Origin of the sequence: Microbacterium sp. NPDC057944 (genome assembly GCF_042887445.1) — a bacterium.
GTDB classification, from domain to species: domain Bacteria; phylum Actinomycetota; class Actinomycetes; order Actinomycetales; family Microbacteriaceae; genus Microbacterium; species Microbacterium natoriense.
The window spans coordinates 277,460-301,021 of record NZ_JBHVPJ010000003.1 but is presented as its reverse complement, the minus strand read 5'-3'; the positions used below and the strand labels follow the sequence as shown (position 1 = coordinate 301,021).

The window sequence follows — 23,562 nt, the reverse complement described above, 5'->3', positions numbered from 1 at the left end:
CGACGAGAAGATGACTCCCCACACCCCGATCAAGCTGGTCGACAGCGTGCAGGCGATCAACTGGAACCGCATCATCGACGACAAGGACCTCGAGGTCTGGAACCGTCTGGTGAACAACTTCTGGCTGCCGGAGAAGGTGCCGCTGTCGAACGACATCCAGTCGTGGAACACGCTGACCGCTGACGAGCAGCTGCTCACGATGCGCGTGTTCACCGGCCTGACGCTGCTCGACACGATCCAGGGCACCGTCGGCGCCGTGTCGCTGATCCCCGACGCGATCACTCCGCACGAGGAGGCGGTGTACACCAACATCGCGTTCATGGAGTCGGTGCACGCGAAGAGCTACTCCTCGATCTTCTCGACGCTCGCGTCGACCAAGGAGATCGACGAGGCGTTCCGCTGGTCCACCGAGAATCCGAACCTTCAGAAGAAGGCTCAGATCATCATGGACTACTACCAGGGCGACGACCCGCTCAAGCGCAAGGTCGCCTCGACGCTGCTCGAGTCGTTCCTCTTCTACTCGGGCTTCTACCTGCCGATCTACTGGTCGTCGAAGGCGAAGCTGACGAACACGGCCGACCTGATCCGCCTCATCATCCGCGATGAGGCCGTGCACGGGTACTACATCGGCTACAAGTTCCAGAAGGGTCTCGAGAACGAGACCGAGGAGCGCCGTCAGGAGCTGAAGGACTACACCTTCAACCTCCTGTTCGAGCTCTACGACAATGAGGTGCAGTACACGCAGGACCTCTACGACGGCGTCGGCCTCACCGAAGACGTCAAGAAGTTCCTGCACTACAACGCCAACAAGGCGCTGATGAACCTCGGGTACGAGGCGATGTTCCCGTCGACGGTCACGAACGTGAACCCGGCGATCCTGTCAGCGCTCTCGCCGAACGCCGACGAGAACCACGACTTCTTCTCCGGTTCGGGTTCGTCCTACGTGATCGGCAAGGCCGAGGCCACGGAAGACGACGACTGGGACTTCTAGACGGAGCCCGTCAGTCGCAGAATCTGTGACGACGAAAGGCCCCAGGGCGCTCGCTCGAACCGAGCGAACCCCCTGGGGCCTTTGTCGTGTCCGCGGTGTTCTGCGTCAGCGGGCGCGTCCGCTCGCCCCCCAGCGGTGATGCATCCCGGTCAGGAGCGCATCGAGGCCGATCGTGAACAGCAGGTCACGCGGGCGCAGGTCGCGTTCGGCCACCGTGGCGGCGAACGCCGTCGCCGTGCGCGCCAGCACGGGAGAGCGGCCCGGGTCCTTGGGCTGGTACACGTCATCCGGGGATTCCGAGTCGGCGGTGGCGCCGAAGATGTAGGTCTCCAGGATGCTCATCGCGGTGATGATGCTCTCATCCGGCCACCCCGCCTCGGTGAACCCGGTCACCACGCGCTGATACATCAGCGCCGTGTAGGGCGTATGAGCCAGAGGGACCGCGACGATGAGCGGCACCAGCTCGGGACGTGCGCGAAGACTCTCCAGATAGCTCCAGGCCCAGCGGGAGAGCGCCTCGCGAAGGGGCACGACGCCGAAGCCCGTCGTGTCAACGGTCGCAGCGAAGCGCTCCTGCAACAGCGCCAGCACGTCGTCACGGGAGGCGACGTGGTTGTAGAGGGCGCTGGGAGTCACCCCCAATCGTCGCGCGAGCGCGCGCATCGTGAGCCCGCGGATCCCCGCGGCGCGGATCTCGGCGAACGCCGCCTCGGCGATCAGGTCGCGATCGAGCACGCGCTCGCGGGGCCTTCCCGGCGCGCGCCGGACGGACGGCGCAGCGACGGCGCGCGATGTCGACATGGGTCCTCATTAATGAACGATCGGAATTGGGCTCGAGCTGATTCTATGCGCTCCTGCGCCCGATAAATGTACGGTCCCGGTGATCTCCTGGAGCGTGATGCGACCGCTTGCCTAGGCTTGGAAGGCCATCAGCGCTGATTCGGCTCGGTACTCCGGCCACGCTGTGAGCGGGTCCGCCCTGCGCGGTCCGGAGCGAGAGGAAGACCATGACGGGTGCACGATCCACTGCCGGTGACGGGGACGAAACGGAAGTCCTCGACCGTGACGTCGTGGTGATCGGAGCGGGCATATCCGGTCTCGTCACCGCGCGCCGCCTGACCCAGGCCGGGCATTCGGTCGCCGTGCTGGAGGCCAGGGATCGCGTGGGCGGACGCACCTGGTCTCAGACGATCGACGGCTCGTTCTTCGAGATCGGCGGGCAGTGGATCTCGGTCGAGCAGACCGCGCTGAAGGACCTGCTCGCCGAGCTGGGCAAGGAGACCTTCCACCGGTACCGAGAGGGCGACTCCGTCTTCGTGACCCCCGACGGGGTGCGCCACGAGTTCGACGGGGACTTCCCGGTCGCTCCGGCCACGCTGGCCGAGATCGGGCGTCTGGTCGAGGGGCTGGACGAGCTGGCGGCGCAGATGGACGTGAGTGCGCCGTGGGCGCACCCTCGGGCGACGGAGCTGGATCGGATCTCGTTCGCCACCTGGCTCTCCGAGCATTCCGGTGACCCTCAGGCCCGTCGCATCGTCGAGCACTACATCGCCGCGGGCATGCTCACCAAGCCTGCTCACGCCTTCTCCGTGCTGCAGGCGCTGCTGATGATCGCGTCGGCGGAGAACTTCGGAAACCTCATCGACGAGGATCTGCTGCTGGACGAGCGCGTGGTCGGAGGCATGCAGTCGGTCTCGGAGCAGATCGCCGCCGAACTGGGCGCGGACGTCGTGCGCGTGAACGCCCCCGTGCGCTCGCTGCACTGGAGTGCGGACGGCGACGGGGTACCCGGCGAGGTGCTCGCCGTCAGCGACGGACTGCGGGTGCGGGCGCGCTTCGCGGTCGTGGCGGTCCCGCCGAACCTGTACTCGCGCATCGACTACGTGCCGGAGCTGCCGAGGGAGAGGCAGGTCGCTCATCAGCACGTGTCGATGGGTCTCGTGATCAAGGTGCAGGCCGCCTACGATCGTCCCTTCTGGCGCGAAAGGGGTCTCAGCGGGACCGGCTTCGCCTCCCACGAGCTCGTCTGCGAGGTCTACGACAACAGCTCTCCGCACGAGAGCAGAGGCATGCTCGTCGGATTCATCGCGGGGGAGGCCGCGGACCGTGCCTGGTCCCTCCCGGAGGACGAACGTCGTCGCGCGATCCTGAGCTCGTTCGCCGCGTACTTCGGCGAGCAGGCGACGCAGCCCGTGGCCTACTACGTCTCCGACTGGGGGAGCGAGCAGTGGACCCGCGGAGCGTTCGCCACGAGCTACGATCTGGGCGGTCTGAGCCGCTGGGGCCACCAGCAGAACCAGCCGGTCGGACCGATGTTCTTCGCGAGCAGCGACATCCAGGGCAGCGGATACCAGCACGTCGACGGCGGCGTGCGGATCGGCATGGACACGGCAGCGCGGATCGTGGAGGCTCTTTCCGAACGCGTGTGACCTCGACGTGACAGGACGAAGGGCGGCGCCGATCGGCACCGCCCTTCGTCGTTCCTCCGCAGCGGGTCAGCCCCCGACCGGACGTCCGTCCTCGCGGCGCGGCACCGACAGCGGGTTGCCGTCGCGCAGCTCCGCGGGGAGCACGCTCTGCGGGGCGTCCTGGTACGCGATCGGAGTGAGGAAGCGTCGGATCGCCGTCGCCCCGACCGAGGTGTGCACGGACGCCGTGGAGGCCGGCCAGGGTCCGCCGTGGTGCTGGCTCCACGCGATCGCGACGCCGGTCGGCCAGCCGTTGTAGAGCACGCGCCCGGCGATCCGTGACAGCGCCGTCGTCGCCGCCGAGACGAGAACGTCGTCGTCGTCGGGTGCGTGCCAGACGGTGCCGGTCAGGCTCCCCTCGAGCACGGCCAGGGCGGCATCGAGCTGCGAGGCGGAGCCGTATCGCACCAGCAGGGTGAGCGGACCGAAGTGCTCCTGCTGGAACCTCTCCGTTTCTGCGAGGAAGGCGTCGGCGCCGATCGCGGCGACCACGGGCGCGGCCTCCCCGTCCACGGACGGCGCCTGCGCGAGGACCTCCACGTCGGCCTCCGCCTCGAGCTCCGCCGCGCCCTCCCCGAACGCGGAGGAGATCCCGCTCGTGAGCAACCGCTGCCCGGCTGATGCGGCGACGGCTGCGGTCAGCGCCTCGTCGAACTCGGCGCTCGGCGGCACGAACACCAGCCCCGGCTTGGTGCAGTACTGCCCGCCGTCGCGCGTGAACGAGCCGGCCAGGCCGGCCGCGATGCCGGCGCCGGATGCCGCGACCGCCCGCGGCGTGATCACGACCGGATTCACCGAGCCGAGCTCGCCGTAGAACGGGATCGGCGCGGGGCGCGCGGAGGCGAGGTCGAACAGCGCGCGCCCACCGCGGGTGGATCCGGTGAATCCGACGGCGGCGATGAGCGGATGCTGGACGAGTGCGGCTCCTGCGCTGAGGCCCTCCACGAGCGTCAGTGCGTCTGCGGGGCCGTTCGCTGCCACGAGCGCCTCGCGGGCGATCTGGGCCACCCGGCGGGACAGCTCGGGGTGGCCGGGGTGGGCCTTCACGACGACGGGGCACCCCGCGGCCAGCGCCGAGGCGGTGTCGTTGCCGAGCACGGAGAACGCGAACGGGAAGTTCGACGCGGCGAACACCGCGACCACCCCGAGCGGCCGCAGGATGCGGCGCAGGTCGGGCCGAGGCGGGATCAGTGCGGGGTCAGGGCTGTCCAGCGTGGCCTCCAGGTAGGAGCCCTCGCTGATCACGTCGGCGAAGAAGCGCAACTGGGTGGCGGTGCGCACGACTTCTCCGCCGAGTCTCGCGAGGCTCAGATGGGTCTCGACGTGGGCGAGCGCGATCAGCTCGTCGGCGTGCGCGGTGAGCGCATCGGCGATCGCGCGCAGCCAGACCGCGCGATCGCCGCGCGAGGAGTCGGCGAGGCCGGAACGGGCGGCCGCGAGGACGGCATCCTCCATGGCATCGTGCGCACTCATGTCAGAACGCGCTCAGGCCGGTCAGAGCGCGTCCGATGACGAGCTGGTGGATCTCGTCGGTGCCCTCGTAGGTGCGCACGGACTCGAGGTTGGCGGCATGCCGCATCACCGGGAACTCGTTCGTGATCCCGTCTCCCGCGAGGATCGTGCGGGCCTCGTGCGCGATCTTCAGCGCCTCACGCACGCTGTTCAGCTTGCCGACGGAGATCTGCGTCGCGGTCAGAGCACCGCGCTCCTTGAGCCTGCCGAGGTGCAGCGCGAGGAGCGTGCCCTTCTCGACCTCGAGCAGCATGTCGGCGAGCTTGGCCTGGGTGAGCTGGTTCGCGCCGATCGGCTTGCCGAACACCTCGCGGGAGATCGATCGCCCGAGCGCCGCCTCGAGGCAGCTGCGGGCGGCGCCCATGGCGCCCCAGATGATCCCGTACCGTGCTTCGTTCAGGCACCCGAACGGGCCGGAGAGCCCTTCGGCGCCGGGGAGGATCGCGTCGCTCGGCAGCCGCACGCCGTCGAGCGTGACATCGCACTGCACGGACGCGCGCATCGACAGCTTTCCTGAGATCGGCGTCGCCGTGAAGCCGGGTGTGCTCGTCGGGACCAGGAAGCCGCGCACCGCGCGTCCCCCTTCGCCGTACGCGGGGTCGTCGACGCGCGCCCAGACGATCGCGACGTCGGCGAGCGACGCCAGTCCGATCCAGCGCTTGGCGCCGTCGATCACCCAGTCGTCGCCGTCGCGCCGAGCGGTGGTGGTCATCGCTGCGGGGTCGCTCCCGCCCTGCGGCTCGGTGAGGGCGAAGCATCCGACGGCCTCACCCGTCGCCATCCGCGGCAGCCACTGCTGCTTCTGGTCTTCGGAGCCGTACTTGGCGATCGCGCTCATCGCCAGCGAACCCTGGACCGATACGAAGGTGCGCCAGCCGCTGTCCGCGGCCTCCAGCTCCAGGCACACCAGACCGTACGACACGGCGCCGGCGCCCGCGCATCCGTATCCGCTGATGTGCATGCCGAGGAAGCCCTGTGCTCCGAGCTCGGGGATCAGCTCTCGACGGAAGTGCGCGTCCTCGAAGTCCTGCTCGATGACCGGCTGGATGCGCTCCTGCGCGAACGCTCGCGCTCGCTGCTGCCAGTCGCGTTCTTCGTCGGTGAGCAGCGCGTCGAAGTCGAACACGGTGTCGATGCGGGGGGCGTGTGTCATGGGAGTTCCTCTCCGGTGAGCCATGCGGCGGGGTGCGCGTCGTTCAGTTCAGGGGGCGCGGTGCGGTAGTCCGCGGGGGTCTCGCTCAGGCCGATCGGACTCGCGATCGTGCGCGATGCGCCGAGCTCGACGACCGGGTCCAGTCCGAGCCGTTCGGCGAAGGCGATCGCCTCGGCCACGTCGTTCACGAGACCGGCGGGGATGCCCGCGGCGCTCAGGTGCGCGACCCACTCCGTCGCCGGGGCGGTCGCCAGGCGATGCTCGAGGATGGCGGTGAGCTCGTCGCGGTGCGCGACGCGGTCGGCGTTGCTCGCGAAGCGCGGATCCGTCGGGAGCCCCGGCAGATCGAGCGCCGCGGACAGTGCGCGGAACTGCTTGTCGTTGCCGACGGCGATCACGAGGTCGCGATCGGCGGCGCGGAACAGCGCGTACGGCGCGATCGACGGATGCTCGTTGCCGAGGCGCCGCGGGGGCGTGCCGGTGGCGAGGGTGGAGGCGGCCTGGTTGGTCAGGGCCGACAGCAGGCTGTGCAGGAGGTCGACCTGGATCCGCTGCCCGACCCCGCTGCGGTCGCGCTCGCGGAGGGCGAGGAGGATCCCCGCGACGGCGTTCTGCCCGCACAGCACATCGACCAGAGCGACGCCGGCCTTGGCCGCGGGGCCATCGGGGTCGCCGGTGATCGACATCAGCCCTCCCACGGCCTGCACGAGCAGGTCGTAGCCGGCCAGGGCGGCGCCGGCCCCGTCGCCGAAACCGGTGATCGAGCAGTAGACGACAGCCGGATTGACCGCGCGCACGGCGTCGTGGTCCAGACCGAAGCGCGCCATCACGCCTGGACGGAAGTTCTCGACGACGACATCGGCGGATGCCGCCAGACGCAGTGCGCGCGCGCGATCCGCCTCGTCGGTCAGGTCGAGCGCGACAGAGCGCTTGTTGCGGTTCACGCTGCCGAAGTAGGTGGCCATCCCGTTCTCGTCGATCGGAGGCAGCCAGTGCCGGGTGTCGTCGCCGAGCGGCGGCTCGATCTTCAGGACATCGGCGCCGAAGTCGGCCAGAGTCATCGTGGCGTAGGGGCCGGCCAGCACACGTGAGAAGTCCGCGACGCGCACGCCGTCGAGGACTCCGTGTCGTCCGGAGCGCGCTGAATCGGTCATCGTCATCCGCCTTCGCATGTCGGGTGCAGCGTGCAACCGGTATTGATCCTATATGGAATCTTTCAAAGGGCTCAAGCGTTCGGCGCGCGGCCGGGCTCGACTATCGTGAGGACATGCCCTCGAACCTTGGACCCGGCGTGAAGGCGGCGGTGTTCGCTCAGCTCACCGACGCCGGTCGCGCAGAGCAGGTGGCGCAGCGGCTCGCCGACGGCATCGCGCTCGGTGTGCTGCAGCCCGGTGAGCGGCTGCCCAGCGAGCCGGAGCTGGTGCGACGCTTCGGCGTGGCGCTCATCACGGTGCGCGAGGCACTCGGGATACTCCGCACGGCCGGGGTTCTGGAGACCCGCCGCGGTCGCGGAGGAGGGAGCTTCGTCGTCGGGCAGGGCGGAGACCAGGACGACATGCTCGCTGCCAGAGTGCGGCGTCTGAGTCCGATGGAGCTCGCCGACATCGCCGTGATCTTCGGAGCGCTCGCGTCCGCATCGGCGGCCGCCGCCGCGGAGCGCGCCACCGAGGACGAGGTCGCCAGAGTGACGCGCTGGCTGGATGCGGCGGACTACTCGTCGGCTGCGGCTGCGCGGATGAACCAGGGCGGCTTCCAGCTCGAACTCGCCGTGCTGAGCCAGTCTCCGCGGCTCGTGCGCGAGCAGATCCGCCTCCAGGCGGAGTCGGGTTCCGTCCTGCTGGCGGGTCTCGACGACGAGGCCACGCGGAGCGACGTCAGAGCAGCCGATCGGCGCATCCTCCGTGCGGTCCAGCGGCGACAGCCGGGGGCTGCGCGTTCTGCGGTGGAAGCGCTCGAGCAGGCGCTCCTCCGGCGCGTGCTGGCCAGCCGCATCGAGGGCGCACGGCAGGAGGTGAGCGATGGACGCGCGAGCTGACGCCGCGGCGCACGCCGACGCCCTCTTCGACGGCGTCGTGGCGACCCTGCACGGCTGGCGGGAGCGTGCAGAGCAGGTGCTGGCCGAGGGGGGAGACCGCCGCGTCGAACTCGACGCCTGCGTGGAGTCGCTGGTGGTGCCGGAGCTGGCGCGGGCGAATCCGCTCCTCGTCGGTGCCGGTGCGATCGCGGACGACGCATCCGAGGGCCCGGGCGGAATGCACTTCGCGTGGTGGCTGGGGCCGCTCAGCACCAACCCGGTGCTTCGCGCGACGACAGAGCCCACGCCGCTCGACCTGTCCGCTCGCGGCTACGTCGAGTACGTGCGGGACTTCCGGGATCGCGAGTGGTATCGCGTGCCCGTCGACACCAGGCGGGCTCATGTCACCGGGCCCTATGTCGATCATCTGTGCACCTGCGACTACATCGTGACGGTGACGATGCCGCTGTCGTCGGGGGCGTCGGAATCCGCGACCGTGGTCGGCGTCGTGGGCGCCGACATCGCCGTGAGCACCCTCGAGCGCGAACTCCTTCCCGGCTTCGCCGCGTCTTCCGCCCCGCTGGCGCTGGTCGGAGCGGGCGGCCGGGTGGTGCTCTCCACGGTGCCGGAGATCGTGCCGGGCTCGCGGGCTCGATGGCAGGACGGCGCTGCGCTGGCGTGCCGCAGCGCGCCGTTCGCGGTCGTCACGGACCCGCAGCCGGATCCGGTGCGAGGATGATCAGGGATCACGCCTCCTCCTGAAACATCCTGTGTAGTATCTTTTTTCAACAGCGTGCGGATCGAGCGCACGCCCGCATGGATCGAAGGAGCCCCATGACCTACGCAGTGACGAACCCGACGACCGGCGTCATCGAGCGCACGTACGACACCATCGGCGAAGACGCCCTCCAGCAGGCGATCGCGGATGCCGAGCGGGTGCGGCTCACCTGGACCAAGACGTCGACGGTGCCCGAGCGGGCGGCGCTGATGCGCCGCGTGGCCGAGCTGCACGCCGAGCGCGCCCAGGAGCTCGGCGAGATCATCGTCCGCGAGATGGGCAAGCCGATCGAGCAGGCGGTCGGAGAGGTGGAGTTCGCCAGCGCGATCTTCGAGTACTACGCCGACAACGCCGAGTCGCTGCTGGCGGATGAGCCGATCGAGCTCCTCGCCGGAGAGGGGTCGGCCTTCGTGCGCCGCTCCGCGCTCGGCGTCCTGCTGGGCATCATGCCGTGGAACTTCCCGTACTACCAGGTCGCGCGTTTCGCGGGCCCGAACCTCGTGATCGGCAACCCGATCCTGCTCAAGCACGCCGAGCAGTGCCCCGAGTCCGCTGCGGCGATCGAGAGGATCTTCCTCGACGCGGGGTACCCGCAGGGCGCGTACGTCAACCTCTACGCCTCGCACGAGCAGATCGAGACGGTCATCGCCGATCCGCGGGTGCAGGGCATCTCGCTCACCGGATCCGAGCGCGCCGGAGCCAAGGTCGCGGAGATCGCGGGACGCCACCTGAAGAAGGTCGTGCTCGAGCTCGGCGGATCCGACCCGTTCATCCTGCTCTCCACCGACGATCTCGACGCGACCGTCGAGGCTGCCGTGCTCGCCCGTGTCGACAACAACGGACAGGCGTGCAACGCGGCGAAGCGCTTCATCATCGTCGATGAGCTCTACCAGCCGTTCCTCGACAGGTTCACCGCAGCGATGAACGCGGTCGTCGAGGGCGACCCCGCGCAGGAGGGCACCGCTCTCGGGCCGCTCTCGTCGGCTCGCGCCGCCGAGATCCTCGCCGAGCAGGTCGACCGCGCGGTCGCCCAGGGCGCCACGCTGCACTCGGGCGGCGCTCGTCGGGAGAACTACTACCCGGCGACGATCCTGACCGACGTGGCTCCCGGCAGCGATGCGTTCCATGAGGAGTTCTTCGGCCCGGTCGCCCAGGTCTTCCGCGTGGCCGACGAGGCGGCAGCCGTGGAGCTGGCCAACGACACGCCCTTCGGCCTCGGGTCGTACGTCTTCACCACCGACCCCGAGCAGGCCCTGCGCGTCGCCGATGGGATCGAGGCCGGCATGGTCTTCGTCAACGTCGTCGGCGCCGACGGAGCCGAGCTGCCGTTCGGCGGCGTCAAGCGCAGCGGTTCCGGCCGTGAGCTCGGCCGCTTCGGGGCCGACGAGTTCGTGAACAAGAAGATGATCCGCATCGGCTGATCGGGGCAGATCGGATCGGATCGGGGGAACGGGGCGCTCGGGTCGCGGGAACGGGTCGCTCGGACGCATCCGTCAAGCCCACTGCGCTCATAGGGAGCGCGGCGAATACTGGGGTGATGCTCGATCAGCTCCCCGACCGCTCCGGTGCGATCGACCTCGTGCGGCTCCTCGCGGTCGCCGCGATCGTCGCAGGGCACGCGTTCACGAAGGACGTCACGCAGGCGTGGCTGTACTCGTGGCACGTGGCCGTGTTCTTCATCCTGACGGGGTACCTCTGGAAACCCGGACGGATGCTGCGCACCGAGGTCTCCCGTCGCGCGCTCAGCCTCGGGCGCCCCTACGTGGCGGCCTTCGCCGTGCTGACCGCGGTGCTGCTGATCGTGAAGCCGGTCGATGCGCTGCACACGATCGCCGGGGGTGTGGAGGGCGGCCGGTTCGCGCAGATGCCCTACGTGACGCTGTGGTTCGTCTCGGCGCTGTTCTTCACCGCCGTCGTGTTCCGGGCGATGGAGCGGCTCCCGTACGCCGCGCAGTGGGGCATCGGCACAGCAGGCGCCCTCGCGGCGTGGGCATGGAGCGGACCGTTGTCGCGCACGCCCCTGGGGGTCGGCTACATCGCCACCTGTCTGCTCTACCTGCTGGTCGGCGATGCGCTGCGTCGCATGCGGGACCGGATCGCGATGCCGCTGGTCTCCGGCGCCGTGGCTCTGGCCGTCGGCGCCGTGCTCGTCGCGGTCGGCGCGGCGGCGCCGCTGGACATCAAGCTCGGCGACGACGGCACACCGGCCGTGTCCGCTCTCGCGTCGAGCGCGATCTCGATCGGCCTGATCCTCGTGGCCGAGAGCGTCGTGCGCCCCGGGCGCTTCGCCAGGGCCTGCACTCTTCTCGCCCTGCCGCTGCTGACCGTGGTCCTGCTGCATCCGCTCGTGCTCTGGCTGGGGGCGCCGCCGTGGGCGCAGTTCACCCTCGGCATCCTCGTGCCGCTCGCCCTGGGGCTGGTCGCGCTGCGCACTCCGCTCTCCCCGTGGATCACCGGGCAGGCCAGGGTGCGGGGCGCGCGGGCGATAGGCTCCGCCGTATGACAGACGACGTTCGCAACGTGCACGACGCCCTCGCGGCCATCACCGAGCACTGGCAGCCGCATCGGCTGACCAGCGTGAACGACTACGACGTCAAGGTGGTGAAGCTGCAGGGCGAGTTCGTCTGGCACACCCATCCCGACACCGACGAGCTGTTCATGGTGATCAGCGGCACGCTGACCATCCAGCTCCGCGACGGCGACGTCGTCCTCGGCCCGAACGACGTGTACGTGGTGCCGCGCGCCGTCGAGCACTGCCCGAAGGCCGACGACGAGGTCCACGCCCTCCTGTTCGAGCCGAAGGGCACGGTCAACACCGGGGATGCCGGAGGGGACATGACCTCGGAGCTGCGCGAGCTCCGCTGACCCGACCGGTCCTCCGCGCCGCGGCGGGGAGCTAGTTCCGGTGCTCGGCGTAGTACTCCAGCAGCGCCTTCGTCGACGGGTCCTGCGCGGCGACGGCATCCGCATCGCCCTCGATCGCCGGGGCGATCTGCATGGCGAGCTGCTTGCCGAGCTCGACGCCCCACTGGTCGAACGAGTTGATGCCCCAGATCGTGCCCTGCGTGAACGTGATGTGCTCGTAGAGCGCGATGAGCTGGCCGAGCACCTGCGGGGTGAGCGCCGGCGCGAAGATCGACGTCGTCGGGCGGTTCCCGGCGAAGGTGCGGGCGGCGACGAGAGCCCCCGTGGTGCCCTCGGCCTCGACCTCGGCGGCCGTCTTGCCGAACGCGAGCGCCTTGGTCTGCGCGAGGAAGTTCGCCAGGAACAGCGCGTGCACGTCCTGCCCGCCGTCGGTGAGCGGGTAGGCCGGGTTCACGAAGGCGATGAAGTCGGCGGGGATCAGCCGCGTGCCCTGGTGGATCAGCTGGTAGAACGCGTGCTGGCCGTTGGTGCCGGGCTCGCCCCAGAAGACCTCTCCGGTGTCGGTGGTGACGGGCGTGCCGTCCCAGCGCACCGACTTGCCGTTGGACTCCATGGTGAGCTGCTGCAGGTATGCGGGGAAGCGGCTGAGCTGCTGCGCGTAGGGGAGCACGGCGTGCGACTGCGCGTCGAAGAAGTTCACGTACCAGACGTTCAGGAGCCCCATCAGGACCGGGACGTTGCGCTCCAGGGGAGTGGTGCGGACGTGCTCGTCGACGGCGTGGAAGCCCGCGAGGAGGTCGCGGAACGTGTCGGGTCCGAGGGCGATCGCGAGCGACAGGCCGATGGCGGAGTCGACCGAGTAGCGGCCGCCCACCCAGTCCCAGAAGCCGAAGGCGTTCGTCGGGTCGATGCCGAAGGCCGCGACCTTGTCGAGAGCGGTGGAGACCGCGACGAAGTGGTGCGCGACGGCGTCGGTGCGGGACTGCTCGCCGCCGTCGATCGCTCCGGATGCCGTGAGACCGGCCCACAGCCAGTCGCGGGCGAGCCGAGCGTTGGTGAGCGTCTCCAGGGTCGTGAAGGTCTTCGACGCGACGATGAACAGCGTCGTCTCGGGGTCGAGGTCCGACGTCTTCTGCGCGAGGTCGGTCGGGTCGATGTTCGAGACGAAACGGGCCTGGATGCCGGCATCCGCATAGGGCTTGAGCGCCTCGTAGACCATGACGGGGCCGAGGTCGGAGCCGCCGATGCCGATGTTCACGACGTGCGTCACCCTCTTGCCGGTGATGCCGCGCCAGTCGCCGGAGCGGACGCGGTCGGCGAAGGCCGAGAGCGCGCCGAGCACCTCCTGCACATCGACATCCACGTCCTGCCCGTCGACGACGAGGGCCGGAGAGGCGTTCGCGGGGCGGCGCAGCGCCGTGTGCAGCACGGCACGGTCCTCGGTGGTGTTGAGGTGCGACCCCGAGAGCATGGCGGCGTAGCGCTCGGCGACCCCGGTCTCCTCAGCGAGGCGGAGGAGCGCTGCGAGCACGTCGTCGGTGACGAGGTTCTTCGACAGGTCGACGTGCAGATCGGCGAGGGGGAGCGAGAAGCGCTCCGCGCGCGCGGGGTCGGCGGCGAACCAGCCGCGAAGGTCGGGGACGAACCCGCCGCGGAGCGCGGTGAGCTCGGACCAGGCGGACGTGCGGGTCGGGTCAACGGGAGCGGTCATGGGTACATCCTAGGATTGCGGAGATGAGCGAGACGACGGCACCGGCACGGATCGTCGTGCCGGTGTGGCGGCGGATGCTGTTCAACCCGGTGCTCTGGGGGACGGCACTGCTCGCGGCCGCGACGGCGCTGACACTGGGGACGCAGGACATCGACCTCCCGCAGTTCCTCCTCATGCTCGTCGGCGGGTGGTGCTTCGGCCTCGCGTTCGTCAACACGACCTTCGGGATGCGGCGCAACGGGCTCGTGCTGCACCTCGCCGTCGCGATCGTCCTGGTGGCGACCATGCTCGTCGTCACGGAGTACGGGTCGCGCCTGCTCGACCCGCTCCCCGACACGGTGAAGGGCGTGCTCCTCGTGCTCTGGATGGCGGCGATCCCCGCGACGGGGTGGATCGTGCTGGGTCTTCTGGGCAGGGTGACCGATGCCCTCACCCGGCGCGAGCGCAAGAAGACTCCGGTGCGCGTCCCTCCGGAGTGGGAGCGCGATGAGCGCGGCGACGGCTCGTTCGTGCGGTTCCCGGCGATCGAGATGCGGATGCGCGAGCTGACCCTGTCGATCATCGGGATCACGGTCTTCGTCGGCCTCATCGGCATCGCCCTGCTCATCTCCTTCAGCGACGTCGTGATGCGTTTCCCGCCCCGTCTGGCGATCGTCCTCGTGGGGCTGGTGCTCGGACTCCCCGCCTACCTCGTGCTCACCGCGACGCTCAGGAAGCGCACGAAGGAGTGCACGGTGGCGTTCGGGAACGATGAGATCCGCATCCGGCTCGGCGATTCGGCATCCGTCGTGCGCTTCTCCGAGCTGGAGCACCTGCGCTGGCGCTGCCGCAGCGACTACGCGCGCATCGAGGTGCGCGGTCCCGGCGTCGACCTGTCGCTGTTCGCCGGCTTGGCCAAGGCGCCTCCCGGGCGCACCTCCGAGCTGCCGGTGCTGCCTCGACGCGTCTTCCGCAGGCTGGAGCTCGCGGGTCTCGTCGTGGCGAAGTCCCGGCGGGACGAGGTCATCACGTTCTCGCGCGCGGTCTGAGCAGCGAACGGGCGGAGGTATCCTGGTAGGCGGCCGCTACGACAGGAGACCCCGTGATCCTCAGCTTCATCTTCTTCATGATCCTCTTCCTCGGAGGCATCTATCTGATGGGTCTCGCACAGTCGCTCGAGGACTTCCAGGCGATCGTGTTCATCGCGGGCCTGCTGATCGTGAGCCTGTCTCTCGCGTTCATGATGCGCCAGGGCGGCTCGGCCACCCGCCGCTCGAACAACTGGTCCGGCAAGGCCGCGGAGTAGCCCCCGCGCCTCCGCGCCTCAGCGTCTCTTCGAGAGACGCGCCTCGAGGTTCGCCTTGACGGCGGGCCACTCCGGCTCGATGACGGAGTACTCGACGCTGTCGCGCAGGGCGCCGTTGCGGTAGCGGCTCATCGCCCGCATCACGCCGTCCTGTTTGGCGCCGAGTCGCTCGATGGCGGCGCGCGACTGGAAGTTCACCCACTGGGTCGTCAGTCCGACGCGGAACGCGCCGAGCGTCTCGAACGCGTGCTGCATCAGGAGCAGCTTCGATTCGGCGTTCGTGCCGGTGCCGTGCGCCGAAGGGCGATTCCACGTGTAGCCGATGTGCACACGGGGCACATCGGCTACCAGGTCGTACAGCGAGGTGAGGCCGAGCACGCGGCCGGACGTGTCGAACGCGGTGAACGGCACCATCTCACCCGACTCGATCAGACCGAGGCGGCGGTCGATCTCCGCGGCGAGGCCGTCGGGAGACGGCACAGACGTGTACCAGGCGGTCTGCCACAGGTCGCCCTCCTGCAGGGCGTCGAGGAGGCCGTCGTGGTGCGAGCGGTCGAGCGGGCGCAGTTCGACGAGGCGTCCGGTGAGGGTGACGGGGAGCGGAGCGGTGCGGAATGCCATGCGGCCATTCAACCAGCGCGGCGACGATGCGGCGTCACGCCGCACGGGCCCGCTGGAGCAGACGCTGGAACCCGAAGACCAGTTCGACGGTGACCCCCAGCTCGAAGGCGATGCTGGGCGCGTGAGGGCCGCGGGTCGCCTCCGCCTCGGCGTACGAGGCGGGCGTGATCAGCAGCTGAGCCGCCCATTCGTCGGCTCGACGCTCCTGTCGGTCGCGGAGCGAGGCCCTCGTCGTCGGAAGGTGTCCGAGGACGGCGTGCGCCAGCTCGTGCGCGAGCACGCTCCGCTTCATGCGCTCGCTCATGCCGGGAGCGAGGCGGATCGTACGCGACCACGGGTCGAAACCGCCCGGGGTTCCTCCGGGTCTCTCGACGATGCGCAGGCCATGCTCCTCGATGAGGGGAAGGAGCTGGTCCATGCGCTCTCCTACTGGTAGAGGTCGTCCGTGTCGCCGTCGTGGGTGAGGTGCGATTCGAAGGCGACCTCAGCATCATCTTCGCGTCGACCGGGGACATCGGAGCGGCGGCGGATGGGCGTGACCGTTCCGGCGCCCGCTCGCCGGGCGTCGTCGGCGCGGAGCCGCTCCTCTGCGCGGGCGAGGACGACGTGCGGCTCGACGTCGAGGGCGACGCAGACGCCGTAGAGCACGGGGATCGGGATGGAGCGCTTGCCGGTGACGTAGTTGTCGAGTCCGCTTCTCGCGATGCCGACCTCGCGCGCCATCGCGGCGATGCTGCTGCCGCCGGCGGCGATCTCGGCCCGCAGCTGGCGACCCACGGCCGCGTTGAACTGCTCGCCCTGTGTCTTCACCCGTGTCACGATAGCACCGGGGTGAAGCCAAGATGCCGTCATTCTGGTTGCTGAATGCTTGATCGCTCACAGTCGGGGCGATAGTGTCGTCAGGTGACGACAGAAGTGCGACGAAAGGTGGCTGACGCCGTCAGGTCCGCGCTCGCCGCCTCCGGACACACGGAGCGATGGCTGGCCGCGCGGGCGAGCATCGACCGTGACGACCTGCGTGACAAGCTCACGCTGCGCACCGATTTCACCGTCACCGACCTCGCAGACATCGCCGTCGCGCTCGGCATCCCGATAGCGACCCTGTTCCCGCAGCCGAGCGGCGACGCCTCGCGAGCGACAGATCATCAGCGCTGATGATCAGCGGCACACGGCCGCATCAGCGTGAAGATGAGCGCGCGCTCCGGGGATCGCACGCGCACCCTCAGCACTCCGCCCGGTAGCGCTGCGCGCATGAGGGTAGCGTTGCACGCATGAAGACTGTGCCCTTCGGCTCCGCCGCCGCCCCCGCCGTCATCGCCGGCATGATGCGCATCGACGACAAGGATGATGCGCAGATCCGCGCGCTCTACGACACGGCCAGGGCCTCGGGGATCGACTTCTTCGACCACGCCGACATCTACGGCGGGCGGATGCACTTCTGTGAGGAGCGGTTCGCCGGAGCGCTGCAGCTCAGCCGGGCGGAGCGCGAGGAGATCGTGCTGCAGACCAAGTGCGGCATCGTCCCCGATCGAGGGATGTTCGATTTCTCCTACGAGCACATCATCGGCCAGGTGGAGGGCTCGCTGCGGGCCCTTCAGACCGAGTACATCGACGTGCTTCTCCTGCATCGCCCCGACGCCCTCGTCGAGCCCGACGAGGTCGCTCGCGCCTTCGACGAGCTGGAGTCCGCGGGCAAGGTCCGCGCCTTCGGCGTCTCGAATCACACGCCCCGGCAGATCGACCTGCTGCGCACCGCCGTTCGTCAGCCCCTCGTCGCGAACCAGCTGCAGCTGTCGATCACCCACGCACCGATCATCGCCCAGCCGATCGCCGCCAACATGGCGGGCGAGGAGCAGAGCGTCGTCCGCGACGGCGGCGGGATCGTCGACTACTGCCGCATCAACGGCATCACGATCCAGGCCTGGTCGCCGTTCCAGGGCGGCTTCTTCACCGGGGTGTTCCTCGGCAACCCCGAGTACGCCGACCTCAACGCGGTGATCGACCGGCTCGCGGCCTCCTACGGCGTCGCCCCGATCGCGATCGCGACGGCGTGGATCACCCGCCACCCTGCGAAGATGCAGGTGGTGCTGGGCACCACGACGCCCGAGCGGGTGCGGGATGCCGCGGCCGGAGCCGACGTGGAGCTGACCAGGGCCGAGTGGTACGAGCTGTTCCGGGCGGCCGGGCACCTGCTGCCCTGATCCGGCGGGCGTCGTCTACCCTGAGATCATGCCGTTCCTGTTCTCGCTCCTCGTCATCGCGCTGATGGTCGGCGCGCTGATCGACATCATCACGCGCGAGGACTCGCAGGTGAAGTACCTCCCGAAGATGGTGTGGATCATCCTCGTCATCCTCCTGCCGCTGATCGGCGGCCTGCTCTGGTTCGCGCTCGGCAGGGAGTACGGCGACGGCGGCATCCGGATCCCGCAGATGCGCCGCGCCGCTCCGACGACCCGCACGGCGCCCGCTCCGCCGGCTCCGCCCGCCGACCTGCGGACCACCGAGCAGCAGATCGCCGACCTCGACCGTGAGATCGAGGAGTGGCGGCTCCGCGAGGAGCTCGAGAAGCGCAAGCGCGACCAGCCGCCGGCGGCAGAGGGCTAAGCCCGCGCGAAGGACTCCCGCAGCGCCTCGTCGAGAAGCGGATAGCGGAACTCGAAGCCCGCGGCGGTGAGCTTCTCGGGCAGCACCCAGCGGCTCTTCAGCACGAGCTCCGTCTCGGTGCGGATGCCGATGGCTCCGAGCTCGAGCATCCACCGCGGCATCGGCGGCCCGATGCGCGCCCCGAGCACCGCCCGGACCGCCGCCATGAAGCCGACGTTGTCGACGGGGTTCGGCGACGCCGCGTTGACCGGGCCGTCGAGCGACGGGGTCTGCTCGAGGAAGTCGATGATGCGGGCGACGTCTTCGACGTGCACCCAGCTGAACCGCTGCCGTCCGCGCTTCGCCCCGGGGAAGTGGCCGGTGCCGGCCGCACGCCGCGCTCTGCTCACGGGCCAGCGGCCGTCGTACTGGGGGCCGCCGAGGCCGAGCTTCGCCAGGGTGCGGAGCGGGCCGAGGACTCCGCCGTCGCCCAGCACGATCGCGCTGCGGAGCGCCACCCTGCGTGTCGACGGGAGGTCCTGCGCGAACAGGGCCTTCTCCCACGCCGTGGCGACATCGACGGAGAAGCCCGTTCCGGTCTCACCCGTGGACTCCGTCATCGGGCGGTCTTCGGCGTGGCGGTAGATCGTGGCGGTCGAGGAGTTCACCCACAGCGGCGGCGGGGTATCGGCCCGAGCGATGGCTGTGGCGAGGGAGGAGGTCGTGTCCAGGCGCGACCGGAAGATCTCCGCCCGGTTCTCCGGGGTGTAGCGGCAGTTCACGCTCTTGCCGGCGAGGCCGATGACGAGAGCGGCGCCGTCGACGGCGCGGTCGATGCCCGCCTGGTCACCCCAGCGGAGGTCGGCGTGCGAGCGGGAGATCGTGATGACCTCTCGCCCGGCCTCGCGCAGCCGCTGCTGCAGATACCCGCCCATGAATCCGGTGGAACCGCCGATCACGACGTGACCCGTGCTCATCCCTGTGCCTCCTCGATGCGATAGTCGAAGTCTCCGCGGTACTCGTACACGCGTCCGATGAACGGCGCATCGACGGTGAGGGCGATGCGCTGGCGTCCGACCTCGTCGTCGAACCTCTCGGTCAGGCGCACGACGGGGGAGAGCGCGCGCGGCGCGCGGAGCCGCAGGCGACCGAGGCGGACGCCGACCGCGCGGCTCGTGAGGCGGAGAGCGCCGTCTCGCACGTCCACGTCGAAGCACGCGACGACGACGCCCGGTTCGCCGAGCTCATCGACCACGCGGCCGTGGCGGGAGAGGACGACGGCATCGCGCATGGTCCAGGCGCCGGTGGGGAAGTCGAACCGGCGCATGCCGATCGCCCGCGAGGCCACGGTCACGTTCTCGACCCGGAACGGCACGTCGCGCTCCCATCGGGCGGCCACGACGCCGCGGCGCTCCAGGGCGCGCAGCAGGGGCCACAGCCAGCGCCGCGGAGTGCCGACGCGCTGGAAGACCCCTTCGCCGACACCGACATGGCCGTCGGGGACGCCGCGGAAGTACTCGCGGAGGCGCGGATGCAGCTCCTCGATGCGGTCGCCGAGCGCCCTGGCATACGGAGACTGCGGAACCGGCGTCACGCTCCGAGCCTACGGGGTCGCGCGCGCCGCCCCCTGCGCGGCCGCGGCGACGCGGCTGTCGACGTTGGCGGGGGACAGCACCTCTCGTGCGACCAGCACCGCCGCACCGAGGACGGCGGCGCGCTCGCCCGTGGGCGACTGCACGATCGCGAGGTGCTGCGTGGCGAGGGGGATGGAGCGGCGGTAGACGACCTCGCGGACGCCGGCGAGCAGGTGCTCCCCGGCGCGGGCGATGCTCCCGCCGAGCACGATGACCGAGGGGTTCAGCAGGTTCACGACCGTGGCCAGCACCTCGCCCACATCGCGCCCGGCCTGGCGGAGCGCCTCGATCGCCGCCGCGTTGCCGGAGCGCACGAGCTCGACGACGTCGTGGCTCGTCTCGGCGGCGACCCCCTGGGCGCTGAGCGTCGCCGCGATCGCGCTGCCCCCCGCGAGGTCCTCCAGATCCCTGTCCTCGTCGGATTCGCGCGGAGAGTCGGGGGTGCGCGGTACGCGCACGTGGCCCATGTCTCCCGCAGAGCCCTGCGCGCCCCGCTGCAGGACGCCTCCGGCGATGATGCCGGCGCCGATGCCGGTCGCGACCTTCACGAAGATGAGGTCGGAGGTGTCGGGGAAGCTCGCCGTCTGCTCGCCCAGGGCGAGGACGTTCACGTCGTTGTCGACGAGCACCGGCACGGCGAAGGTCCGCTGCACGTACGCGGGGATGTCGAAGCGATCCCACCCCGGCATGATCGGAGGGTTGTACGGGCGCCCCGTGGAGTGCTCCACCGGGCCGGGCACGCCGACGCCGACGCCGACGACGGGGATGCCCTGGGGGACGTCGCCCTTCAGGAGGTCCGTCCCGACGGCGACCACGCGGTCGAGCACCGCCTCGGGGCCGCTGGCGATGTCGAGGAGCTCGGTGGCGGAGGCGAGGATCCTGCCGGCGAGGTCGGAGACGGCGACGGTGGCGTGCGAGGCGCCGAGGTCGACCGCCAGCACGAGACCTGCTCGAGGATTGAACGCGACGCGCGACGGGGGGCGGCCCCCGGTGGATGCCGCCTCGCCGGCCGCGATCACCAGGCCGGAGGCGAGCAGGGCGTCGACCCGTGACGACACGGTCGATCTCGCGAGACCGGTGAGGTGCACGAGGTCGGCCTTGGTGCGGGCATGGCCGTCGAGGAGGAGCTGGAAGATGTCGCCGGCTCCGTTCGAGGCGCCGGCGAAGGCGCGGTCGGCGTCACTCATAGGGTCAGTAAATCACATGGCTTTCGCGTCATCGCGGAACCCATCTGCCGATCAAGAGAAAACTTTTGACGAGAAACTAGCAAAAGTGTGTCGAGCTGTGTCAGAATCATCGACATGACAACGGACGTCACTGACACCGAGGTCGGGACGATCCGATCCGGCTTCCTCGGCGGGGGATTCATGGCACAGGTGCACAGCCGCGCGGCACGCGCGGCCGGCGCCGAGCTGGCCGTGATCGCCAGCTCCACGCCCCAGCGCTCGATCGAGGCCGCTCGCAGCCTCGGCATCGAGCGTGCGGCGCAGGGCATCGCGGAGGTCCTCTCGGGCGAGGCCGACGTCGTGCACGTCTGCACACCGAACGCCACCCACGCAGAGCTCGCGCTGCGCGTCATCGACGCGGGCATGCACGTCATCTGCGAGAAGCCGCTGGCGACGACGCTCGACGACGCCATCGCCCTCGCCGACGCGGCCGCGGAGCGCGGCGTCGTCGCCGCCGTGCCGTTCGTCTACCGCTACCACCCCATGGTGCGGGAGGCGAGGGCCAGGATCGCCGCAGGAGAGATCGGCGCGCTGCTGACGGTCGACTGCGCCTACCTGCAGGACTGGATGCTGCTCCCCGGCGACGACGACTGGAGAGCCACATCGGCCGACGGAGGGCCCTCGCGCGCCTTCGCCGACATCGGCTCCCACCTGTGCGACCTCCTCGAGTTCGTCGCCGGCGAGCCGATCGTGCGGCTCACGGCGCGCACCCGACGCGTGTACGCGCAGCGCGGCGGTCACGACGTCGCCAACGAGGATGCGGTGTCGATCCTCGTGGAGATGCGTTCGGGCGCGATCGGAACCCTGCTCATCTCGCAGATGGCCGCTGGTCGCAAGAACGCGCTCACGCTCGAGCTGCACGGCGCCGACTCCAGCATCCGCTTCGACCAGGAGCGCCCTGAGGAGCTGTGGATCGGCCGCCGCCGCGGCAACGAGCAGCTCTTCCGCGATCCGGCCACGGCGCATCCGGGGGTCGAGCGGTTCTCCCGCGTCCCCACCGGTCACGCGCAGGGCTATCAGGACGCCTTCAACGGATTCGTCGCAGATGTCTACGCGGCGATCGAGGGGGAGGCCCCCGACGGGCTCCCGACCTTCGCTGCCGGCGTGCGCGCCGCGCAGCTCACCGAGGCCGTGCTCCGCGCGGCCGCAGAAGAACGCTGGATCGACGTCGCCCCGGTGCGGGCATGAGCGGGAGGAACCCGATGACCGACAACTACGACCTCGTCATCGTCGGCTCAGGGCCGAACGGCGCGATCATCGCGGCGCAGGTGCACGAGCAGGCCCCGGCGGCGTCCATCCTCGTCCTCGAGGCGGGCCGTGAGATCACGCGCGTCGCCGGCGAGCACCTCGTCGAGGCCGACGAGAGCGCGATGAACGCCTCCTACGAGGACCTCATGCGCCGCGCGCGGCAGATCGAGTACGTCAAGGGTGCGGTGTCGATGAACGAGATCGACGGGGACGCCTGGTCGGCCGACGTCCCCGGCGTGTTCCCCGCGGCGTTCTTCGGGCACAATTTCGCCGCGTTCCCCGGGGCCTCGGTCTCCTGGAACGTGGGCGGAATGGGCGTGCACTGGACGGCGGCGACGCCGTGGCCCTACGCCGAGGAGATCCCCGGCTTCCTCGACCGCGCGGAGTGGGATGCCGACCAGGAGACCGCACGTCGACGGCTGCGGACCTACGTGGGTCCGCTCGTGGAGAACCCGTTCAGCGAGCCGATCTTCGAGGCCATCCGCGCGGCCGTGCCGAGCCTCGACCCCGCGCGCGAGTTCGGTCACATGCCGATGGCCGGCGTGCCGCACTCGGACCGCCCGTTCGCCCGCACCGGTCCCCGTGACATTGCGCCCTTCCTCTTCGACGGGAGCGCACCGAACGTCGAGCTGAAGACCGGGGTCTTTATCACCCGCGTCGAGCACGACGGCACGCAGGTCACCGGCCTCGTCGGCCGCGACGTGGTCACCGGCGAGGAGACCGTGTACCGAGGGGCGCAGGTGCTCATCGCGGGAGACGCGCTGCGCACCCCGCAGCTGCTGTGGGCCTCAGGCATCCGCCCCGCCGCCCTCGGCGTGCGGCTCAACGAGCACGCCTCGATCGACGGCGACGTCGTGATCGATGCGGCCCGGCTCGGGCTCACCGACGCCGACATCCCCACGCCGCCGCCCGGCGAGCCCTTCATCGGCTCGTACTGGAGTCCGTCGATCGGGGCGGAGCGGCCCGCGCACGGCCAGCTCATGGAGCGCGAGTTCGACGGCCGCCACGTGCTCGGTGTCGGCTGGTACTGCGCCACCGAGATCCGGCCGGAGAACCGGATCGAGTTCTCCGACACGCTCACGGACGCGCTCGGGATGCCGCACATGACCGTGCACTTCGACTACTCGGAGCGCGACCTGGCCGAGATCCGCCGCACCCAGGAGGTGCAGCGGGCCGCCGCCGAAGCCGTCGGCGACTTCGCGAGCGTCGAGTCCGAGGTGCTGCCGGCCGGGGCGTCCCTGCACTACACCGGCACTGTGCGCATGGGGCCGGTCGACGACGGCACCAGCGTGGTCGACACCGACGGCCGCGTGTGGGGATTCGGCAATCTCTTCCTCGCCGGCAACGGCGTGATCCCCACCGCCCTGACCTGCAACTCGACGCTCACAGGGGCGACCCTCTCGATCCGCATAGCCCGCGCCCTCGTCGAGTCCCTCTGACCCATCCGACGATCCCGCGCCGACGGCGCGGCCC

The 23,562-nt window shown here is 70.1% G+C and carries 25 protein-coding genes; 14 read left to right on the top strand and 11 right to left on the bottom strand.

The window, feature by feature from the left end:
* Positions 1 to 10 precede the first annotated feature (10 nt).
* Complete coding sequence (gene nrdF, locus ACFVRO_RS18570) at positions 11 to 991, top strand: class 1b ribonucleoside-diphosphate reductase subunit beta (protein WP_105672337.1); 981 nt, start codon at positions 11 to 13, stop codon at positions 989 to 991.
* Between the two features lie 105 nt (positions 992 to 1,096).
* Here nrdF and ACFVRO_RS18565 read toward each other — a convergent pair whose 3' ends face one another.
* Positions 1,097 to 1,792, bottom strand: coding sequence for a TetR/AcrR family transcriptional regulator (locus ACFVRO_RS18565; protein WP_386955149.1), 696 nt, complete (start codon positions 1,790 to 1,792; stop codon positions 1,097 to 1,099).
* A gap of 206 nt (positions 1,793 to 1,998) precedes the next feature.
* Here ACFVRO_RS18565 and ACFVRO_RS18560 point away from each other — a divergent pair, with 206 nt between their 5' ends.
* The gene (locus ACFVRO_RS18560; protein WP_386955146.1) at positions 1,999 to 3,420 is read left to right on the top strand and encodes a flavin monoamine oxidase family protein; all 1,422 of its coding nucleotides are present in this window, start codon (positions 1,999 to 2,001) and stop codon (positions 3,418 to 3,420) included.
* A gap of 66 nt (positions 3,421 to 3,486) precedes the next feature.
* On the opposite strand, the gene ACFVRO_RS18555 is transcribed toward ACFVRO_RS18560, so the two are convergent.
* The 3 genes from ACFVRO_RS18555 to ACFVRO_RS18545 are packed head-to-tail and all read right to left on the bottom strand — an operon-like array spanning position 3,487 to position 7,278.
* A complete protein-coding gene (locus tag ACFVRO_RS18555) occupies positions 3,487 to 4,932 on the bottom strand; it encodes an aldehyde dehydrogenase (NADP(+)) (RefSeq protein WP_386955143.1) in 1,446 nt (481 codons plus the stop codon).
* Position 4,933: 1 nt separating this feature from the next.
* A complete protein-coding gene (locus ACFVRO_RS18550; RefSeq protein ID WP_386955141.1) occupies positions 4,934 to 6,124 on the bottom strand; it encodes an acyl-CoA dehydrogenase family protein in 1,191 nt (396 codons plus the stop codon).
* Entirely contained in the window at positions 6,121 to 7,278 is a 1,158-nt protein-coding gene (locus tag ACFVRO_RS18545; RefSeq protein ID WP_386955138.1) for a CaiB/BaiF CoA transferase family protein, read from the bottom strand. The genes ACFVRO_RS18550 and ACFVRO_RS18545 overlap by 4 nt, the downstream gene beginning before the upstream one ends.
* A 113-nt stretch (positions 7,279 to 7,391) precedes the next feature.
* Between ACFVRO_RS18545 and ACFVRO_RS18540 the strand changes: the two genes are divergently transcribed.
* From ACFVRO_RS18540 to ACFVRO_RS18520, 5 genes are all read left to right on the top strand, one after another.
* Entirely contained in the window at positions 7,392 to 8,159 is a 768-nt protein-coding gene (locus ACFVRO_RS18540; protein ID WP_105672332.1) for a FadR/GntR family transcriptional regulator, read from the top strand.
* Positions 8,143 to 8,877, top strand: coding sequence for a cache domain-containing protein (locus ACFVRO_RS18535; RefSeq protein WP_386955135.1), 735 nt, complete (start codon positions 8,143 to 8,145; stop codon positions 8,875 to 8,877). Before ACFVRO_RS18540 ends, ACFVRO_RS18535 begins: the two co-directional genes overlap by 17 nt.
* Positions 8,878 to 8,972: 95 nt before the next feature.
* A complete protein-coding gene (locus ACFVRO_RS18530; protein ID WP_386955132.1) occupies positions 8,973 to 10,337 on the top strand; it encodes an NAD-dependent succinate-semialdehyde dehydrogenase in 1,365 nt (454 codons plus the stop codon).
* A 116-nt stretch (positions 10,338 to 10,453) separates the two neighbouring features.
* A complete protein-coding gene (locus ACFVRO_RS18525) occupies positions 10,454 to 11,419 on the top strand; it encodes an acyltransferase (RefSeq protein ID WP_386955129.1) in 966 nt (321 codons plus the stop codon).
* Positions 11,416 to 11,781: a cupin domain-containing protein gene (locus ACFVRO_RS18520; protein ID WP_386955126.1), complete on the top strand. Its 366-nt coding sequence runs from the start codon at positions 11,416 to 11,418 to the stop codon at positions 11,779 to 11,781. The genes ACFVRO_RS18525 and ACFVRO_RS18520 overlap by 4 nt, the downstream gene beginning before the upstream one ends.
* A 31-nt stretch (positions 11,782 to 11,812) precedes the next feature.
* Here ACFVRO_RS18520 and pgi read toward each other — a convergent pair whose 3' ends face one another.
* Positions 11,813 to 13,492, bottom strand: a complete 1,680-nt coding sequence (pgi, locus tag ACFVRO_RS18515; RefSeq protein ID WP_386955124.1) for a glucose-6-phosphate isomerase — start codon at positions 13,490 to 13,492, stop codon at positions 11,813 to 11,815.
* A gap of 23 nt (positions 13,493 to 13,515) precedes the next feature.
* On the opposite strand from pgi, the gene ACFVRO_RS18510 reads away from it, so the two are divergent.
* Positions 13,516 to 14,520 carry a hypothetical protein gene (locus tag ACFVRO_RS18510; RefSeq protein ID WP_386955121.1) on the top strand — a complete coding sequence of 335 codons (1,005 nt, stop codon included), beginning with the start codon at positions 13,516 to 13,518 and terminating at the stop codon, positions 14,518 to 14,520.
* Between the two features lie 53 nt (positions 14,521 to 14,573).
* Positions 14,574 to 14,777 carry a hypothetical protein gene (locus ACFVRO_RS18505; protein ID WP_386955119.1) on the top strand — a complete coding sequence of 68 codons (204 nt, stop codon included), beginning with the start codon at positions 14,574 to 14,576 and terminating at the stop codon, positions 14,775 to 14,777.
* Positions 14,778 to 14,795: 18 nt separating this feature from the next.
* On the opposite strand, the gene ACFVRO_RS18500 is transcribed toward ACFVRO_RS18505, so the two are convergent.
* Genes ACFVRO_RS18500 through ACFVRO_RS18490 form a run of 3 tightly spaced genes read right to left on the bottom strand, consistent with a single transcriptional unit; the run spans position 14,796 to position 16,208 of the window.
* Positions 14,796 to 15,398, bottom strand: coding sequence for a GNAT family N-acetyltransferase (locus ACFVRO_RS18500; protein WP_386955116.1), 603 nt, complete (start codon positions 15,396 to 15,398; stop codon positions 14,796 to 14,798).
* 34 nt (positions 15,399 to 15,432) lie between these two features.
* On the bottom strand, positions 15,433 to 15,816 hold the full coding sequence (locus ACFVRO_RS18495) for an ImmA/IrrE family metallo-endopeptidase (protein WP_105672324.1): 384 nt from the start codon (positions 15,814 to 15,816) through the stop codon (positions 15,433 to 15,435).
* Positions 15,817 to 15,824: 8 nt separating this feature from the next.
* A complete protein-coding gene (locus tag ACFVRO_RS18490) occupies positions 15,825 to 16,208 on the bottom strand; it encodes a helix-turn-helix domain-containing protein (protein WP_223586105.1) in 384 nt (127 codons plus the stop codon).
* Between the two features lie 93 nt (positions 16,209 to 16,301).
* Between ACFVRO_RS18490 and ACFVRO_RS18485 the strand changes: the two genes are divergently transcribed.
* From ACFVRO_RS18485 to ACFVRO_RS18475, 3 genes are all read left to right on the top strand, one after another.
* On the top strand, positions 16,302 to 16,553 hold the full coding sequence (locus ACFVRO_RS18485; RefSeq protein WP_386955113.1) for a hypothetical protein: 252 nt from the start codon (positions 16,302 to 16,304) through the stop codon (positions 16,551 to 16,553).
* Positions 16,554 to 16,669: 116 nt separating this feature from the next.
* On the top strand, positions 16,670 to 17,599 hold the full coding sequence (locus ACFVRO_RS18480; protein WP_386955111.1) for an aldo/keto reductase family oxidoreductase: 930 nt from the start codon (positions 16,670 to 16,672) through the stop codon (positions 17,597 to 17,599).
* 28 nt (positions 17,600 to 17,627) lie between these two features.
* A complete protein-coding gene (locus ACFVRO_RS18475) occupies positions 17,628 to 18,002 on the top strand; it encodes a PLDc N-terminal domain-containing protein (RefSeq protein ID WP_105672321.1) in 375 nt (124 codons plus the stop codon).
* On the opposite strand, the gene ACFVRO_RS18470 is transcribed toward ACFVRO_RS18475, so the two are convergent.
* Genes ACFVRO_RS18470 through ACFVRO_RS18460 form a run of 3 tightly spaced genes read right to left on the bottom strand, consistent with a single transcriptional unit; the run spans position 17,999 to position 20,802 of the window.
* On the bottom strand, positions 17,999 to 18,958 hold the full coding sequence (locus ACFVRO_RS18470) for an epimerase (protein ID WP_386955108.1): 960 nt from the start codon (positions 18,956 to 18,958) through the stop codon (positions 17,999 to 18,001). The genes ACFVRO_RS18475 and ACFVRO_RS18470 overlap by 4 nt on opposite strands.
* Positions 18,955 to 19,575, bottom strand: coding sequence for a DUF4166 domain-containing protein (locus tag ACFVRO_RS18465; protein ID WP_386955106.1), 621 nt, complete (start codon positions 19,573 to 19,575; stop codon positions 18,955 to 18,957). Before ACFVRO_RS18465 ends, ACFVRO_RS18470 begins: the two co-directional genes overlap by 4 nt.
* A 9-nt stretch (positions 19,576 to 19,584) precedes the next feature.
* Complete coding sequence (locus tag ACFVRO_RS18460) at positions 19,585 to 20,802, bottom strand: ROK family protein (protein WP_386955103.1); 1,218 nt, start codon at positions 20,800 to 20,802, stop codon at positions 19,585 to 19,587.
* Between the two features lie 114 nt (positions 20,803 to 20,916).
* Here ACFVRO_RS18460 and ACFVRO_RS18455 point away from each other — a divergent pair, with 114 nt between their 5' ends.
* Together ACFVRO_RS18455 and ACFVRO_RS18450 are read left to right on the top strand one after the other, a co-directional pair.
* Positions 20,917 to 22,029 carry a Gfo/Idh/MocA family protein gene (locus tag ACFVRO_RS18455; protein ID WP_386955100.1) on the top strand — a complete coding sequence of 371 codons (1,113 nt, stop codon included), beginning with the start codon at positions 20,917 to 20,919 and terminating at the stop codon, positions 22,027 to 22,029.
* A gap of 14 nt (positions 22,030 to 22,043) precedes the next feature.
* Positions 22,044 to 23,528, top strand: a complete 1,485-nt coding sequence (locus ACFVRO_RS18450) for a GMC oxidoreductase (RefSeq protein WP_386955099.1) — start codon at positions 22,044 to 22,046, stop codon at positions 23,526 to 23,528.
* Positions 23,529 to 23,562 lie beyond the last annotated feature (34 nt).

Coding starts and splice junctions, on each gene's coding strand:
- nrdF (WP_105672337.1), top strand. CDS start 11: ATGACTCCCCACACCCCGATCAAGCTGGTCGACAGCGTGCAGGCGATC.
- ACFVRO_RS18565 (WP_386955149.1), bottom strand. CDS start 1,792: ATGTCGACATCGCGCGCCGTCGCTGCGCCGTCCGTCCGGCGCGCGCCG.
- ACFVRO_RS18560 (WP_386955146.1), top strand. CDS start 1,999: ATGACGGGTGCACGATCCACTGCCGGTGACGGGGACGAAACGGAAGTC.
- ACFVRO_RS18555 (WP_386955143.1), bottom strand. CDS start 4,932: ATGAGTGCGCACGATGCCATGGAGGATGCCGTCCTCGCGGCCGCCCGT.
- ACFVRO_RS18550 (WP_386955141.1), bottom strand. CDS start 6,124: ATGACACACGCCCCCCGCATCGACACCGTGTTCGACTTCGACGCGCTG.
- ACFVRO_RS18545 (WP_386955138.1), bottom strand. CDS start 7,278: ATGACCGATTCAGCGCGCTCCGGACGACACGGAGTCCTCGACGGCGTG.
- ACFVRO_RS18540 (WP_105672332.1), top strand. CDS start 7,392: ATGCCCTCGAACCTTGGACCCGGCGTGAAGGCGGCGGTGTTCGCTCAG.
- ACFVRO_RS18535 (WP_386955135.1), top strand. CDS start 8,143: ATGGACGCGCGAGCTGACGCCGCGGCGCACGCCGACGCCCTCTTCGAC.
- ACFVRO_RS18530 (WP_386955132.1), top strand. CDS start 8,973: ATGACCTACGCAGTGACGAACCCGACGACCGGCGTCATCGAGCGCACG.
- ACFVRO_RS18525 (WP_386955129.1), top strand. CDS start 10,454: ATGCTCGATCAGCTCCCCGACCGCTCCGGTGCGATCGACCTCGTGCGG.
- ACFVRO_RS18520 (WP_386955126.1), top strand. CDS start 11,416: ATGACAGACGACGTTCGCAACGTGCACGACGCCCTCGCGGCCATCACC.
- pgi (WP_386955124.1), bottom strand. CDS start 13,492: ATGACCGCTCCCGTTGACCCGACCCGCACGTCCGCCTGGTCCGAGCTC.
- ACFVRO_RS18510 (WP_386955121.1), top strand. CDS start 13,516: ATGAGCGAGACGACGGCACCGGCACGGATCGTCGTGCCGGTGTGGCGG.
- ACFVRO_RS18500 (WP_386955116.1), bottom strand. CDS start 15,398: ATGGCATTCCGCACCGCTCCGCTCCCCGTCACCCTCACCGGACGCCTC.
- ACFVRO_RS18495 (WP_105672324.1), bottom strand. CDS start 15,816: ATGGACCAGCTCCTTCCCCTCATCGAGGAGCATGGCCTGCGCATCGTC.
- ACFVRO_RS18480 (WP_386955111.1), top strand. CDS start 16,670: ATGAAGACTGTGCCCTTCGGCTCCGCCGCCGCCCCCGCCGTCATCGCC.
- ACFVRO_RS18475 (WP_105672321.1), top strand. CDS start 17,628: ATGCCGTTCCTGTTCTCGCTCCTCGTCATCGCGCTGATGGTCGGCGCG.
- ACFVRO_RS18470 (WP_386955108.1), bottom strand. CDS start 18,958: ATGAGCACGGGTCACGTCGTGATCGGCGGTTCCACCGGATTCATGGGC.
- ACFVRO_RS18460 (WP_386955103.1), bottom strand. CDS start 20,802: ATGAGTGACGCCGACCGCGCCTTCGCCGGCGCCTCGAACGGAGCCGGC.
- ACFVRO_RS18455 (WP_386955100.1), top strand. CDS start 20,917: ATGACAACGGACGTCACTGACACCGAGGTCGGGACGATCCGATCCGGC.
- ACFVRO_RS18450 (WP_386955099.1), top strand. CDS start 22,044: ATGACCGACAACTACGACCTCGTCATCGTCGGCTCAGGGCCGAACGGC.